The 15202-nt window shown below is 58.9% G+C and carries 10 protein-coding genes; 1 reads left to right on the top strand and 9 read right to left on the bottom strand.

Annotation, left to right across the window (positions count from 1 at the left end):
* Positions 1–71 precede the first annotated feature (71 nt).
* The 6 genes from AC1RKH_RS26540 to aceK all read right to left on the bottom strand — a co-directional run bounded on the left by AC1RKH_RS26540 (position 72) and on the right by aceK (position 9568).
* Positions 72–1196: a GNAT family N-acetyltransferase gene (locus AC1RKH_RS26540; protein ID WP_493064288.1), complete on the bottom strand. Its 1125-nt coding sequence runs from the start codon at positions 1194–1196 to the stop codon at positions 72–74.
* A gap of 123 nt (positions 1197–1319) precedes the next feature.
* Entirely contained in the window at positions 1320–1556 is a 237-nt protein-coding gene (locus AC1RKH_RS26535; protein ID WP_123427920.1) for an anti-sigma factor family protein, read from the bottom strand.
* Positions 1550–2164, bottom strand: a complete 615-nt coding sequence (locus tag AC1RKH_RS26530) for an RNA polymerase sigma factor (RefSeq protein WP_493064287.1) — start codon at positions 2162–2164, stop codon at positions 1550–1552. Before AC1RKH_RS26530 ends, AC1RKH_RS26535 begins: the two co-directional genes overlap by 7 nt.
* Before the next feature lie 122 nt (positions 2165–2286).
* A complete protein-coding gene (locus AC1RKH_RS26525) occupies positions 2287–3408 on the bottom strand; it encodes a beta-ketoacyl-ACP synthase III (RefSeq protein WP_123427924.1) in 1122 nt (373 codons plus the stop codon).
* Positions 3409–3749: 341 nt separating this feature from the next.
* Positions 3750–7661: an ATP-dependent RNA helicase HrpA gene (gene hrpA / locus AC1RKH_RS26520; protein ID WP_493064286.1), complete on the bottom strand. Its 3912-nt coding sequence runs from the start codon at positions 7659–7661 to the stop codon at positions 3750–3752.
* A 185-nt stretch (positions 7662–7846) separates the two neighbouring features.
* Complete coding sequence (aceK, locus tag AC1RKH_RS26515; RefSeq protein WP_493064285.1) at positions 7847–9568, bottom strand: bifunctional isocitrate dehydrogenase kinase/phosphatase; 1722 nt, start codon at positions 9566–9568, stop codon at positions 7847–7849.
* A 130-nt stretch (positions 9569–9698) separates the two neighbouring features.
* On the opposite strand from aceK, the gene AC1RKH_RS26510 reads away from it, so the two are divergent.
* Positions 9699–10607 carry a DMT family transporter gene (locus AC1RKH_RS26510; RefSeq protein WP_493064284.1) on the top strand — a complete coding sequence of 303 codons (909 nt, stop codon included), beginning with the start codon at positions 9699–9701 and terminating at the stop codon, positions 10605–10607.
* A gap of 173 nt (positions 10608–10780) precedes the next feature.
* Here AC1RKH_RS26510 and AC1RKH_RS26505 read toward each other — a convergent pair whose 3' ends face one another.
* From AC1RKH_RS26505 to AC1RKH_RS26495, 3 genes are all read right to left on the bottom strand, one after another.
* Positions 10781–12409, bottom strand: coding sequence for a filamentous hemagglutinin N-terminal domain-containing protein (locus AC1RKH_RS26505; protein ID WP_493064283.1), 1629 nt, complete (start codon positions 12407–12409; stop codon positions 10781–10783).
* A gap of 222 nt (positions 12410–12631) precedes the next feature.
* On the bottom strand, positions 12632–14398 hold the full coding sequence (locus AC1RKH_RS26500) for a ShlB/FhaC/HecB family hemolysin secretion/activation protein (RefSeq protein ID WP_493064282.1): 1767 nt from the start codon (positions 14396–14398) through the stop codon (positions 12632–12634).
* A 118-nt stretch (positions 14399–14516) separates the two neighbouring features.
* Positions 14517–14948 (bottom strand): PleD family two-component system response regulator, encoded by a 432-nt coding sequence (locus tag AC1RKH_RS26495; RefSeq protein ID WP_493064281.1) that lies wholly within the window; start codon positions 14946–14948, stop codon positions 14517–14519.
* Positions 14949–15202 lie beyond the last annotated feature (254 nt).

The raw sequence follows: 15202 nt of genomic DNA, 5'->3' as shown, positions 1-15202 counted from the left end.
CGCTCCCACATAAGACCTGCGATTCTGAAGGTCATTTTTCAGCATCAAAAAAACGCCAGAGTCCTCTGACGTCAGCCCAGCCGGTAGGGCAAGGCGCTCTTCGCCTCTTCTGCATATCCCATGACACCCAGACGTTCGCGCTCAAGAAAATCCTTCACTGCCGATTTCAATCCCGGATGCCGCAAGTAGTGCCAGGAATGGGTGATCACCGGCTCGAAACCACGAATCAACTTGTGCTCGCCCTGAGCGCCAGCGTCGAAACGCTGAAAGCCGTTAGCGATTGCGTACTCCATGCCTTGATAGAAACAGGTCTCGAAGTGCAGGCGGTCGAACTCCGCCAGGCAGCCCCAATATCGGCCATAAAAACTATCGCCACCGACCAGACTGAAGGCCATGGCCACCGGCCGTGATCCTTGTTTGGCCAGGACCACCCGAATGGCTTCGGGCATGCGTTCGGCCAACAGACTGAAAAACTCCCGCGTCAGGTACGGCGACTGCCGACGCACCGCATAGGTGTTGGCGTAGCAGGCGTAGACAAAATCCCACTGTGCCTGGTCGAGCTGATGCCCCTCAAGCCATTCAAACTCGATGCCCTGCCCCGCCACTTGTTCACGTTCCTTGCGCATCTGTTTGCGCTTGCGAGAACTGAGTGCGTCGAGGAAGTCCTGAAAATCCCGATAACCGCGATTCTGCCAGTGATACTGGCAACCGATGCGTTGCAACCAGCCCGGTTGCTCGGCCAATGCCGCATCGGTAAAGGCGTCGGTAAAGTTGATATGGGCGCTGGAGAGTCCTTCAATTTCCAGATAACCCGGCACGCTGTTCAGCAGTTCGAAACCATCCTGCACGGTAGCCGCCAACAACCGTGGCCCGCTGACCGGACTGAACGGTACAGCCGTCAGAAGCTTGGGGTAGTAATCGATCCCGGCGCGCTCGCAAGCATCGGCCCAGGCATGGTCGAACACGTATTCGCCATAGGAATGCCATTTGCGGTAGCTCGGCAATGCCGCGAGCAGACGACCGTCTTCGATGTGCAGCAGATGCTCCGGCTGCCAGCCGGACTGCGGCCCCAGGCTGCCACTGTCTTCCAGCGCCGCCAGAAAGGCGTGACGCAGAAACGGCTGAGTCGCGGGCACCAGCGCATCCCACTCTTGAGGCGCGATGGCGGACAGACTGTCCAAAACGTGTAACGGCATCCTGTTCCCCAGCGGTTGTTGCCTACAGACCCGCCGAGTATCGCCCATCCCCGGCACTTGCCGAAATAAAAAAACCCGCCGAGGCGGGGTCAAGACGAAGTATGACGGTGGTGCGACCTGAAACTATTTTTTACCCTTTTGACGTTCGGCGGCCAGGCGTTCGGCGAGTTCGTCGACATCGGGAACCGGTTTTTCGGGCATGACGCGCAAGGTCGCCTGCATCAAGCGCATCTGCCGAATGAACCGCCGGCAATTGGGGCAAAACATCAAATGATGACGCATCATCAGCCGCTCACGAAAACTCAACTGACCATCGAGATAATCGCTGGACCGCGCCACTTGTTCCTTACAGGTCAACATTCGCCGGTTTCCTCAAAATGCTCCACGGTCGCAAACACCTTCAACCGTGCCCGGTGCAGCAGCACCCGAACATTGGAGAGCGAAATCTCCAGAAGATTACAGATATCCTCCAGCTCCAGCCCTTGGCGCTCACGCAACAGCAGCACGCTGCTTTGCAGTTCCGACAGGCTGAGCAAGGTATTTTCCAGGCACTCACGCAGTTCGTTTTCGGTGAGCAGCGCCTCAGGGGTGTCCTGGTGCCAGCTGAACGGCGCCACCAGCCAGTGGCCATCTCCCGGGGAGAAACGATCATCATCGATGGTGCCGTGGGGTGACGGCAGGTCATCGAGCAGCACTTCCCGACGGTTTTGTTTATATCGACCTTTTGCCGCGTTGGCGGTGATCGTCAACAACCAGGTCTTGAGGCTGGAACGCCCCTCGAATCCGCTCAGGTTGCGCACCACCGACAGCCAGGCATCCTGCACCACTTCGTCGGCATGCCGGGTACCGACGATGGCATAGGCCACCGCCCGCATGGCGCCCTGGTAGGTGCTGACCAACTCTTTGAAAGCCTTCTGCTCGCCCGCCAACAGGCGTTCGAGCAGTTGCGTGTCGTCAGCTGCGGCCATTGATACCTCGCGTCCGAATGTGTGGTGCCTGATAGAAAAAGATCGCAGCCTGCGGCAGCTCCTACGGAGATTGGCCTTCTGCCCTTCTCGTGTAGGAGCTGCCGCAGGCTGCGATCTTGAACTCAGCGCTTGCGCAGAATCACGCTGCCAATCGAATAACCAGCACCAAACGAGCTAAGTACCGCCAGCGAACCTGCTGGCAAATCGTCCTGGTTCTTGTGAAACGCAATCACCGAACCGGCGGAGCTGGTGTTGGCATACGTATCGAGAATCACCGGGGCTTCTTCTTCGGTGGCTTCGCGGCCCAGCAGCTTCTTGACGATCAGGTGGTTCATGCTGAGGTTGGCCTGGTGCAGCCAGAAACGCTTCACGTCGCTGACGTTCAGCTTGTTCTCGTCCAGATGGGTTGCGATCAATTCCGCGACCATCGGGCAAACGTCACGGAACACCTTGCGGCCTTCCTGGACAAAGAGTTTGTCACGGGCACCGATGCCCTCTTCCGCCGCGCGGTTGAGGAAGCCGAAGTTATTGCGAATGTTGTTGGAGAACTTGGTCAGCAGTTTGGTGCTGACAATGTCGAACTGGTACTTGGACGTGGCCAGATCGGCACGTTCGATGATCACCGCAGTGGCGGCGTCACCGAAGATGAAGTGGCTGTCGCGATCACGGAAGTTCAAGTGACCGGTGCAAACTTCCGGATTGACCATCAGGATCGCCCGGGCCTGGCCCAGCTGTACGCTGTTGGTGGCGGCCTGAATACCAAACGTCGCCGAGGAACAGGCGACGTTCATGTCGAAACCGAAACCCTCGATACCCAGGGCTTCCTGGACTTCGATGGCAATGGCCGGGTAGGCGCGTTGCAGGTTGGAGCAGGCGACGATCACCCCGTCGATGTCCGCTGCGGTCTTGCCGGCGCGTTGCAGGGCCTGCTCGGCAGCACCAATGGCCATCTGGCAGAGCACCGACCATTCATCGTTGGAACGCTCAGGCAAACGAGGCGCCATGCGCTTTGGATCGAGAATGCCTTCCTTGTCCATGACAAAGCGGCTTTTGATCCCGGAGGCTTTTTCGATAAAGGCTGCGCTGGATTCGGTCAACGCTTGCACTTCACCGCGCTCGATAGCGTCAGCGTTGTCAGCATTGAACTGAGCTACATAAGCATTGAAAGACTGCACCAGCTCTTCGTTGGAGATGCTGTTGGCCGGGGTGTACAGGCCGGTGCCGCTGATGACGACATTATGCATGGTCGTTTCTCTAATCCGTTCAGGCAGAAAGCATTGGCACCGACGTACCAACACATAAAGGGCCTTATCCCCTCAAAGGGCATCGACCTGGCATCGCTTTATTCCGATCCGCCCGGCTGCGAAGGCTCAAATCTGCGGGGGCGGTGTTTATAACCGCGAAGTTTGCCATAAACATTGGCATTTGGCCCCTGTCGCAAGAGTAACGGCGTACCTAATGTGGGAGCGAGCTTGCTCGCGATGGCGGCCTAAGATTCAACATAGGCGTTGAAGGTGATGGCCTCATCGTCGGAGCGCCGCCCGGAGCAAGCTCGCTCCCACAGGGTTTTGTGCAAGCCTCGATTCTAGGGTTCGACTTGAGCCCATTGCTTGTTCAAACGTTTGTCGGAGATCGGCACTTTGGTCCCCAATTGCTGGGCGAACAGCGAAACCCGGTACTCCTCCAGCCACCAGCGATAGAGTTCAAGCTGTGGATCGCGCTTGCCTTCCTGGGCGTGCTTGTTGGCGCGGGTCTGATACTGGGTCCATAGACCGGACAATTCACCGCTCCAGACCCGGTCCTTCTGCACTTGAGCGCCAAGCTTCTCGAAGCGCTGCTCGACGGCTTTCAAGTAACGCGGCAGTTCCTTGAGCCACTGCATCGGGGTTTCACGAACAAAGCCCGGATAAACCAGGTGACTGAGCTGCTGCTTGATGTCATTCAGGGCCACCGCTTGCGCCAGGTCGATCTTGCCCTTGAAGCGCTTTTGCAAACCGTGCCAGAGCTTGAGAGTCTCCAGCGTCAGTTTCGCCAGACGCTCGGCATGCTCGGTCCACGCACCGCGTTTGCGCTCGGCCAGCGAGGCCAAACCAGCGCCGTCACGCGGCAAACTGGCTTCGCCGTCGAGAATGCAACTGTCGAGGCTCGCCAGCAGAATGTCTTCCACCAGACTGTCGATGCGCCCCAGTTCACGGTACATCAGGCCCAGTTCGGTGAGCCCCGGCAGTTTGCCGCGCAGGAACTTCGCCGGCTCCGCCAGTTGTTGCATGAGCAGACGTTGCAACGCCCGACGATGCTGGAACTCGGCTTCAGCCAGGGTCGAGAAGCGCCCTTCCTTGACCGTGCCCGCCTCTTCCACCAGCGCCGGGTAAACCGTCATCGACAACCCGGCGATCTTCTGCTGGGTTTTCTCGGCGACGGCAGCAAAGACTTTCGCTTCCACCGGCTGTTGGCTTTTCGCCGTCTGCGGGACAGCCAATGCCGCCTGACTGGCCTCGGCAAAACGTGCGGTCAGCTCAGGCAGATCCCGGCCTTCGCCAAGGAACTTGCCTTGGCCATCGACGATTTCCAGGTTCATCCGCAGATGACTTTCGACCTGCTGCGCAGCTTCGGCCCAAGCCTCGTCGCTGACCCGCGCACCGGTCATACGCAACAGTTCACGACCCAGCGCCTGCGGCAACGAGCCCTCGGCGAAAGTGACTCGTTGCAATGCCGCCTTGACGAAGTCCGGCACCGGCACGAAGTTCTTGCGCAAGGCCTTGGGCAGGTTGCGCACCAGCGCGATGCACTTGGCTTCGATCACACCGGGCACCAGCCATTCCAAGCGTTCCGGCGGCAGCGCCGGCAACAACGGTGCCGGCACGCGCAGGGTCACGCCATCACGGGGATGGTTGGGCTCGAAGTGGTAACTCAACGGCAAGGTCAGGTCACCCAGACGCAGAGTGTCCGGGTAATGCGCGGCAGTGACTTCGCTGGCTTCGCGGGCCAGCACGTCTTCTTCGCGCATGATCAGCAGTTGCGGGTCTTTCTGGCTGTTGACCCGATACCAGCTGTCGAAGGTCGCGGTCTGATGGATCTCTGCCGGCAAGCGCGCATCGTAGAAGGCAAACAGGGTTTCCTCGTCCGCCAGAATGTCCCGGCGACGGGCCTTGGCCTCCAGTTCGTCGAGCTGTTCCAGCAGCAAGGTATTGGCGCTCAGGCATTTGGCTTTCGACTGAATCTCGCCGCGCACCAGCGCTTCACGGATAAACAGCTCACGCGAGGTGACAGGATCGATCGGCCCGTAATGCACGGGGCGGCGACCGACCACGATCAGCCCGAACAGAGTGATCTGCTCGAAGGCCACGACCTGTCCGCGCTTCTTCTCCCAATGCGGTTCGAAGTGGTTCTTCTTGATCAGGTGCCCGGCCAGCGGCTCGATCCAGTCCGGCTCGATCTTCGCCACCATGCGCGCATAGAGCTTGGTGGTTTCCACCAGTTCGGCGGTCATCAGCCATTGCGGACGCTTCTTGCCCAGGCCCGATGACGGGTGAATCCAGAAACGCCGCTGACGCGCGCCCAGGTAATCGCCGTCTTCGGTCTTCTGGCCGATCTGACTGAGCAAACCGGACAGCACCGCTTTGTGCAGTTTCGGGTAGTCCGCCGGCTCTCTGTTCAGGCTCAACTGCATGTCGCGGCAGATCAGGCTCAACTGGCGATGGGAATCGCGCCACTCACGCAGGCGCAGGTAATTCAGGAAATTCTTGCGGCACCAATTACGCAGCGGACTGGCGGTCAGGGCCTGGCGTTGCTCTTCAAAGCCACGCCACAGATTGACCAGCCCGGCGAAGTCCGAGTCCACGTCCTTCCATTGTGCGTGGGCCTGATCGGCGGCCTGCTGACGCTCCGGCGGACGCTCGCGCGGGTCCTGGATCGACATCGCACTGGCGACGATCAGCACTTCCTGCAAACTGCCGAGCTTCGCCGCTTCGAGCAGCATCCGGCCCATGCGCGGGTCCACCGGCAGACGCGCCAGTTGCCGGCCCAGCGGCGTCAGTTGGCTGTTGCGGTCGACTGCGGAGAGTTCTTGCAGCAGGTTGAAACCGTCGCTGATGGCCTTGCCATCCGGCGGCTCGATAAACGGGAAATCGGTGATTTCGCCAAGGCGCAGATGGAGCATCTGCAAAATCACCGCCGCGAGGTTGGTACGCAGAATTTCCGGATCGGTAAATTCCGGGCGACCGATGAAGTCTTCTTCGCTGTACAGACGAATGCAAATACCCGGCTCGACCCGCCCGCAGCGACCTTTACGCTGGTTGGCGCTGGCCTGGGAAATCGCCTCGATCGGCAAGCGCTGGACCTTGGCGCGGTAGCTGTAGCGGCTGATGCGTGCGGTGCCGCTGTCGATGACGTAACGAATGCCCGGTACGGTCAGCGAGGTTTCCGCGACGTTGGTCGCCAGCACCACGCGACGGCCCGGATGGGACTGGAAAATCCGTTGCTGCTCGGCCGGCGAAAGGCGTGCATACAGCGGCAGAATTTCGGTGTGCTTGAGCTGGGCTTTGCGCAGCATGTCCGCCGCGTCACGAATCTCTCGCTCGCCGGGCAGGAACACCAATACGTCGCCAGGACTGCGGCGCTCGCTGCGTTCGAATGCAGCAATTTCATCGAGGGTGGCGAGGATCGCCTGGTCCACGGTCAAGTCGTCTTCGACCCGATTGCCCTCTTCGTCCTGCTCCAGCGTCAACGGCCGGTACCAGGTATCCACCGGGAAGGTGCGGCCCGAGACTTCGACAATCGGTGCATCGTCGAAATGCTTGGAGAAGCGCTCCAGATCAATGGTCGCCGAGGTGATGATAACTTTCAGGTCCGGACGGCGCGGCAGCAGGGTTTTCAGGTAACCGAGCAGGAAGTCGATGTTCAGGCTGCGCTCGTGGGCTTCGTCGACGATGATCGTGTCGTAGCGCTCGAGGTAGCGGTCGTTCTGGGTTTCCGCCAGCAGGATGCCGTCGGTCATCAGTTTGATCAGGGTGTTGGAATCGCTCTGATCCTCGAACCGCACCTGATAACCGACCAAGGCACCGAGCGGTGTGGCCAGTTCTTCGGCAACCCGGCTCGCCACGCTGCGCGCAGCAATCCGGCGTGGCTGGGTGTGGCCGATCAGGCCGTGCTGGCCGCGACCGATTTCCAGGCAGATTTTCGGCAATTGGGTGGTTTTACCCGAGCCGGTTTCACCGGCGATGATCAGCACCTGATGCTTGAGCAGCGCTTCCTTGATTTCGTCACGCTTGGCGGCGATCGGCAGACTGTCGTCGTAACGAATCAGCGGCAGGCTGGCGCGCCGCGCCAACACCTGGTCGCAGGACGCTTGCATGCGCGCCACCCACAGGGCCAGCTTGGCGTCGTCGGGCTTCTGGCGCAGCTCGAGCAACTGCCGCCGCAGCCGGTGGCGGTCGGCAAGCATGGCGTGATCGAGGTTTTTCAGCAGTTTGTCGATGGAAGGCGATTCGTCAGTCATCAGGTACGCAAAGGTCGTCTAGTGGCGCAGGGGGCGGATTGTCGCAGATTTTACGTCCGCTGCGCGGCCGATCGCGAGCAGGCTCGCTCCCACATTGGATCTATAGCGACCACAAAATCGGGGGCACCACGGTCAAATGTGGGAGCGAGCCTGCTCGCGATCGATTGCGCAGCAATCGCAGAGAGCTACTCGTTATCGAGGCCTTTGCGGCGGTATGGGAACACATCGATCACCTTGCCGGCGCGAATCGCCTCTTGCAGGCCTTTCCAATAGTCGGCGTTGTACAGTTCGCCATGCAGTTGATCGAACAACCGCCGCTGCGCGGAATCGGCAAACAGGAACGGCGGGAACTCCTCGGGGAACACGTCCAGCGGCCCGATCGAATACCAGGGCTCGGAGGCCATCTCATCTTCCGGCGTACGCGGCTGCGGTATGTGGCGGAAGTTGGCTTCGGTGAGAAAACAAATCTCGTCGTAGTCATAAAACACCACCCGCCCATGTCGGGTGACGCCGAAGTTTTTCAGCAGCATGTCGCCGGGAAAGATGTTCGCCGCCGCCAGTTGCTTGATCGCCAGACCATAGTCTTCAAGCGCTTCACGCACCTGAGCGTCGTTGGCGTTTTCCAGGTACAGGTTCAATGGCGTCATGCGCCGCTCGGTCCAGCAGTGGCGGATCAGCACCGTGTCGCCTTCCACTTGTACCGTCGACGCGGCGACTTCCAGCAACTCGGCCAGACACGCCGGATCAAACTTGCTCAGCGGAAAACGGAAGTCGGCGAACTCCTGGGTATCGGCCATGCGCCCGACCCGGTCGACGCTTTTTACCAAGCGGTACTTCTCGATCACTGTGGCACGGTCGACGTTCTTCGACGGCGAGAAACGATCCTTGATGATCTTGAACACGGTGTTGAACCCCGGCAGGGTAAACACACTCATGACCATGCCGCGTACACCCGGCGCCATGATGAACTGATCGTCGGTGTTAGCCAGGTGGTTGATCAACGCCCGGTAGAACTCCGACTTGCCGTGTTTATAGAAACCGATCGAGGTATACAGCTCGGCGATGTGCTTGCCCGGCAGGATGCGTTTGAGGAAACCGATGAACTCCGCCGGCACCGGCACATCGACCATGAAGTACGAACGGGTGAACGAGAAAATGATCGACACTTCGGACTCATCGGTGATCAACGCGTCGATCTGAATCCCCCGACCTTCGCGGTGCAAAAACGGAATCACCAGTGGCCATTGCTCATCGGTGGTGAAGATCCGCCCTACCAGATAGGCGCCCTTGTTGCGGTAGAGCACCGAGGAAAACAGCTCGACGCTCAGTTCCGGATCCTTGCAGACCCAGTCGGGCAGGTTCTCGCGCAGCTGTGTTTCAAGTCTGCGCAGGTCGCCGGCAAGGTCGGCGTAGTCTTCGCTGAAGCGGTAGTCGGCAAAAATGCTCGCCAGCATGTTCGTCAACTGACCTTGCGGTTTGTAAGTGCGGGTCTGCGCGGCCCGGGCCCGGTGCAAGCTGGGCCGGGTGGTGTGGATGAACATGCAACCGTCGCTGATCAGGTCGTGGCTGAACAGCCCGCAGAAAATCGAGTTGTACCAGGTCTCGGACAGTTCATCGTCGAAACGCAGGTCGATCAGGCTGATGTAGGCGCTTTTGACCAGCGGCCAGCAGCTGACATCCATCAACACATCAGCCTCGAAGGCGGCATGCAGACGCCCCGCCACTTCACTGACCTTTACTTCATAGAGGTTGATCCGCGCCGCCGAGGCGACTTGCGTTTCCTGCCACTGCGCCCGTTCGAAGCGCTCCCGGGCGCCGTCAGTGATCTGGCGGAAATGCTCGCGGTAATCGTCGAAGCCGTCGAGGATCATCTGGGCAATATCGGCGGCGGGCCATGGCTGCGGCATGTGGAGACCTCTACGGGATGGTTCTTATCGTTGGAGGCTGAGCTTAGAGGTCAATTGTTACGCATTGCAACCATTGCCATGGACGGCTCCGACGGTGACACTTGCGCCCTGATAAAGGAAGGAACGAGCCGTGAACCCCGTCGATATTCTGCGTATGTTGTCACTTGCCGCTATTTGGGGGGCGAGCTTTCTGTTCATGCGCATCATCGCCCCAGTGATTGGCACAATCCCCACTGCTTTTTTCCGCGTTTCGATCGCCGCCACCGGATTGCTGGTGATTCTGACGCTGATGCGGATCAGTTGGGACTTCCGTGGCAAGTTCAAAACCGTGCTGCTACTCGGGATGATCAACTCCGGTCTTCCAGCGACCCTGTACTCGGTGGCGGCTCAAGTGTTGCCGGCCGGTTACTCGGCGATTTTCAACGCCACCACGCCGCTGATGGGCGTGTTGATCGGCGGCCTGTTCTTCAGCGAAAGACTCACCCTCTCGAAGATTGCCGGGGTTGCTCTCGGCTTGTTTGGCGTCGCCATCCTGACCCGCGCCGGTCCCGTGGCTTTCGATATGGAATTACTGATCGGCGCACTCGCCTGCCTGCTCGCGACCACCTGCTACGGCTTCGCCGGGTTCCTGGCGCGGCGCTGGCTCGACCATCAAGGTGGCCTCGACAGCCGTCTCTCGGCACTGGGCAGCATGCTCGGTGCAACGCTGTTTGTGTTACCGCTGTTCGGCTACAGCGTCATCAGCCAACCGCCCGTTAGCTGGGGTGGCTGGAGTGTCTGGTTGTCGTTGCTGGGGTTGGGCCTGGGCTGCACGGCGTTTGCCTACATCCTGTATTTCCGTTTGCTCAGCTCGATCGGCCCGGTCAAATCGATGACCGTGACCTTCATGATCCCGCCGTTCGGGGTGTTGTGGGGCGCGTTGTTTCTCGATGAACCGCTGTCGATGGCGCATCTGTATGGCGGGCTGTTGATCGCGGGGGCGTTGTGGCTGGTGTTGAAGCCAGCGGCGGTGAAGGTGCCTGAACTGGCGGAGCAGTAACCAATAGGCAGCGGCGCATCGACCTTTTCAATGCGCCGCCCGGATTACCTTGCTCCGACATATCTGCTTGGACTCTCTGCCTGCATGACTGTCGCAAGCTTCAAAAAGCACCATCAGGTGCAGAAATCGAGCCAGGCGGATCGAAAGACATCAACCCGCCCGACCGAATCAAATTACCAGTAACGCAGTTGTGCGAATTGGTAGCTTGGCTGTTTCCAGGCAGGTGCCGACGGGTAGGCCACCGGCTGATACCCGGACCAGGTAAACATCGGGTAGGTCACAACCGGTGCTTGCCACTGAACGGGGGCGAACCCGAAAGAGGGATAGGTGATCGGCTGGTTTATGGCTGGCGCCGGATTCTGCGCAATCGTACTGCCATTCGGCTTGCTGTTTCCGATGTTTTGCTGCGGAGCTGGCGCCGCACCGGAAGAGGCGCTACCGGCTACTGCCCCTGGAGTGACGTTCGGCGTAGTGGTCACCGGTGCAACCGGTTTGGCTGGCGGCTGCTGGAAACCACCGCCCATGACACCTTGATTCATCCGACTCCCGATGACGCTGGAGAACCGGCCTGCACTGGTGATCGAACCTGCCTGGTCATTGCGCAGATTATTGGTCACGATGTTCATGGAACTATCGCTGTGTATGACCTTGTCGTTGACCACCTGGCTGGTGGTAATCATCATTGCCCCACCACTGCGGACAGTGCCATGGTTTTGCAGAGAACCGGTGTAACTCATCGAGCCACCACTTTGTACAGTGCCACGATTCTCCAGCGACCCGGTGTAAATCATCGAACCGCTAGTACGAACGTCACCGCTATTACTGAAGTTGCCGACCATCGAGAGTGAACCGTCCGCCAGCAATGACGCCTTTTCACTCTGAACAGAGTTACCGGTTATCGAAACGCCTGCGCCTTTGACAAGGCCCTTGTTGTGCATATCACCGACGATGGAAAGTGCTTGTTTTGCCTCCATTTCACTCGTGGAGGCAATCAAGACCTTGCCGTCTGACGAGACAGACAAGCTACCGGTGAGAGCCTTGACCTTACCGTCCACATTCACACCCACCCCGGCGGACTTCCCGACCAGACGGATCGAGTCGGCGTGCATGCTGCCCAATTGAGCAACATCAATGGCGATCTCGGGTTGGCTATCGGCAGCCCCTGTTTGGGTGACAATCGTCGGGTTGGCAGCATCCACCTCGCCTTTCAAAGCCACGGCGTTGAGTTTTTGGGCCTGCAACTTGGCATTGACTTGCAAGGTACGTGCGACCAGGTCGACTTCATCGGCGCCGGATGTATCGAGCCCGGTGCCCTCAAGATGAATCTGGCCGTTCTCCGTCCGGAAGCGGGACAAATTACCACTCTCGTCAAACACAGCCTTACCGGCGACAAGTGACACACGGTTTGCATTGATGAAGCCCGCGCCATTGGCCGAGATGCCGTTGGGGTTGGCGACAATCACCCGCGCACTTGGCCCCGCGACCTCAATCACCCCATTCAGGCTGGAGGCTGCCCGGCCGGTGACTTCGTTCAGAATAACGCCCGCAGAGTTCCCGTTCAGAAGGCTGTTACCAGCGATCGCCCCACCAAGCGTTGTCTGTGTCCCGGTACTGCTGTTGTTGAGAATCAGCCCGGCCTGCCCCACGTTGAAGTCTGTGAACGTGTTGTGCGAAATGCCTGAGCCGTTCGGTGCAACGATGTTCAATACCGGAGTGCCATTGACGGCAGACAGCGTGGGTTGCTGCGAAGCGCTCGGGTCGATAACAACCCCCGGCTGTGCGTACGCAGTCTGCTGCAGCATCGGCAGCGCTACCATGAGTGCCAGCGCCAGTTCGGTACGCCTCGATGGCGCTCGGCTACGTTGAATAGAGTGTTGAACAGTTATTGTCATAATGACCTCAATGTCTGGATTCGCAGAAGCGACCGTGGGGTTCACACGGGCGCTGTTTGACGCAATAGGTTGGCGTGTGTCGGTGCCCTCCATGGTTGGGTTGATAGGAAAGTCGCGCGCGATGGAGTCGGCCTAGAAGCGGCTGGTGACCGAGAAGTCGAGGGATGGCGTGCGGCTGTGCAAGAAAACGGGCGCCTTGAGTGGCATCCCGAGCGCGAGGTCGTAGCCGAAGGTGTTTGCATTGCCACGCAGGCCGATCGCGCTGCCGATCAGTGTTCGTCCACCAGGCTGCTGGCTGCCAATGGGCGATACCTGGCCGGCATCGATAGCCGTATAGACTTGGCTCCCCCAAAAGGCAGCCGTCGCGATTTCATTGCGCCAGGTCCAGCCACCAGGGCCGGCAACCGTGGTATTGCCGTCAAAACCACGCACCGTGTAGCGGCCGCCGATCTGCAGGTATTCGGTAGGAGGCGCCGGAACGGGCGCGTACTGGAAAAAGGCCGCGCTCTGATAACCCAGGCGTTTGCCGCCCGCGATAAATGCCGTCTCGGCCGATGCCCTGGCGGTGAAGATCCGATATCGCCCGTTCCAGTCCTGTTCTTCATAGACAGAACCTGGCGATTCGCTCATCCCTGGCAGGCTGCCACGCAACCCGAATTCGACATTCACCGTACTGCCTGTCAGCTGCTGACGATGGGCGAAGCTGAATTCGTAGCTGGTGATATCCCGATGCAGTTGGAGCAGTTCGGTTGTGCTGACCCACGACCGATCCTCCCGACGCACCAGCCGGGAGTTGAACGTGCCCTTGCTATGGCTGGAGCGATAGACCACGTAGCCGAACCCCGCATCGAGGCGACGGGTTCTTGCGGTGAATGGCACACTGCTGCCGTCGACATCCTTGAGCAGCTCCTGCTTGCTTCTCCACTCGCTGGCACCCAGAGAAAACGACGCATACCCCATCGGAATATTCCAGGCCGCACTTTTTGAGTAGGACCCGAGCGTGTGATTGCTGAACTCGGCGTCCGAGTTGTAGGTGAGTAGAAGCTGATCGTAGAGGCCTGCCGGAGAGTCAATCGCCACAACTGCACCCAGCTGATTGCGGCCGGTGGCGTCAATACCGGAGTTGTCTGTGGTCAATAGGCCAAAGACACGGCGTGCGTCTTGCGGATGCTGTATGACGATGTTGCTCTCACCCAAGGCCGAGCCTGGTATCAGGTCGAAAGCTGTGACGGCCTGCCCCGGCAGGCGACGGACGTTTTCAAGCGCCTGATCAAGATCGCGAACATTCAACAACGCACCTTTCGCAGCCGGGAACACAGGACGTGTCCAGCCAAGACTGTCGGGCTGCTCTTGAACCTCTGCGATGCGGCCCGGGATGATATCGATGATCAGGCGACCGCTGGCCAGGTCCTGCGCCGGAATGCCGGCCTGTGTCGTCACATACCCGCGAGCCATGAATTGCTTCGCCACCCAACGTCTGAAGATGCCGAGCCCTTCCCCTCCCACACAATGCCCCTGGATCGACGGGGTACGAGGCAGCCATGGAAACTCCGCGGCGCCCCGCCACTCGACCGAGTGAATAACGAAGCAAGGCGTTTCACTCGGGAACTCCAGGGTTTCGCCCGGTTCTTGAGGTGAGCTGGAAAGCACGTCGGGTCGTTTCAAGGCTTGCGATTGAAGCCTTTCCAGTTGTTGATCCTGCAGGCGTCGTGTGCTGGAAAGTGTGCTGACTGACTCAGCAGCCTTCACCTCTAAAGCCATTTCGAAAACAAACACACCCATCAGACATAACGTAGTCAGTTGAACTGTATTTTTTTGTCGGCACACGGAAGCATTCGGAGCGCCCCCGGGCGAGAAGAGGGTTGAGATGTTCTGGTGCAGGCAAGTCTTCAGTTTCATCCTCACACCATAAGCAGGCCGAAACCGCAGGGACATGAGGCGATTCTTAATTGCTATGGGTGGATCACGATAAAAGTGACTTTGGGTATTGCCGGCCAACGACCGTGTATAGAGAACCTCAAATCGCCGTCAATAACCCGGAAGTCCTCTCCAATGAAGAGTTGCGAGGCGCTGGATCAACCACATCCATGCAACGTTTGAGGGAGTCGAAATCTGGCGTCTGGGACAGGCAAACCTGTATGGCCTGACTCACGGATACCGACACCAGCGAGCATTCCGTGCGCCACCCCTCATAGATAAGCGTATGGCGAATCCGAGGGTTTTCATGGCAGTACTTCAACAAATTGAATTCCGTTGAGCACACCAGGGCGGTGTTAATTATCAACAGATCAAAAGGCTGACCTTGAGTGCGGGTCACCGACTGCACCTCTTGAAATGAACTCAAGGGAGCAATTCGGCAATAGCCCAGTTGATTGAGCATTTTTTCTATCTTTATTCGCTGAAAATGCTGCCCATCAGCGATCAATATGCGTAGCGCTTTGTTTGACATGCGGTAAACCTGACAGGTTAGCCCCGTGAGCGCTTATCAACATCTTCGACTCACTGAAGAGCAACCAAGGCTATCTTCAACCACTGGAAATGACTCTAAGACAATTCTCAAACACCGCAACAGCTGGCCCATTGGACGATTCGAGAACCCCTATTTGTACATCATATCTACGACAACAGACGCCTCGAAGGGCCCCATGACGGGGGGGGGGGGGGGGGGTGCGCCACTTAAGACCAACATTGAAGACAATATAT

The organism is Pseudomonas sp. GW822-FHT06B12 (assembly GCF_058799675.1).
The sequence above is the reverse complement of the archived record's forward strand: the minus strand, read 5'-3'. Positions and strand labels throughout refer to the sequence as shown.

Coding starts and splice junctions, on each gene's coding strand:
- AC1RKH_RS26540 (WP_493064288.1), bottom strand. CDS start 1,196: ATGCCGTTACACGTTTTGGACAGTCTGTCCGCCATCGCGCCTCAAGAG.
- AC1RKH_RS26535 (WP_123427920.1), bottom strand. CDS start 1,556: ATGTTGACCTGTAAGGAACAAGTGGCGCGGTCCAGCGATTATCTCGAT.
- AC1RKH_RS26530 (WP_493064287.1), bottom strand. CDS start 2,164: ATGGCCGCAGCTGACGACACGCAACTGCTCGAACGCCTGTTGGCGGGC.
- AC1RKH_RS26525 (WP_123427924.1), bottom strand. CDS start 3,408: ATGCATAATGTCGTCATCAGCGGCACCGGCCTGTACACCCCGGCCAAC.
- hrpA (WP_493064286.1), bottom strand. CDS start 7,661: ATGACTGACGAATCGCCTTCCATCGACAAACTGCTGAAAAACCTCGAT.
- aceK (WP_493064285.1), bottom strand. CDS start 9,568: ATGCCGCAGCCATGGCCCGCCGCCGATATTGCCCAGATGATCCTCGAC.
- AC1RKH_RS26505 (WP_493064283.1), bottom strand. CDS start 12,409: ATGCTGCAGCAGACTGCGTACGCACAGCCGGGGGTTGTTATCGACCCG.
- AC1RKH_RS26500 (WP_493064282.1), bottom strand. CDS start 14,398: ATGAAACTGAAGACTTGCCTGCACCAGAACATCTCAACCCTCTTCTCG.
- AC1RKH_RS26495 (WP_493064281.1), bottom strand. CDS start 14,948: ATGTCAAACAAAGCGCTACGCATATTGATCGCTGATGGGCAGCATTTT.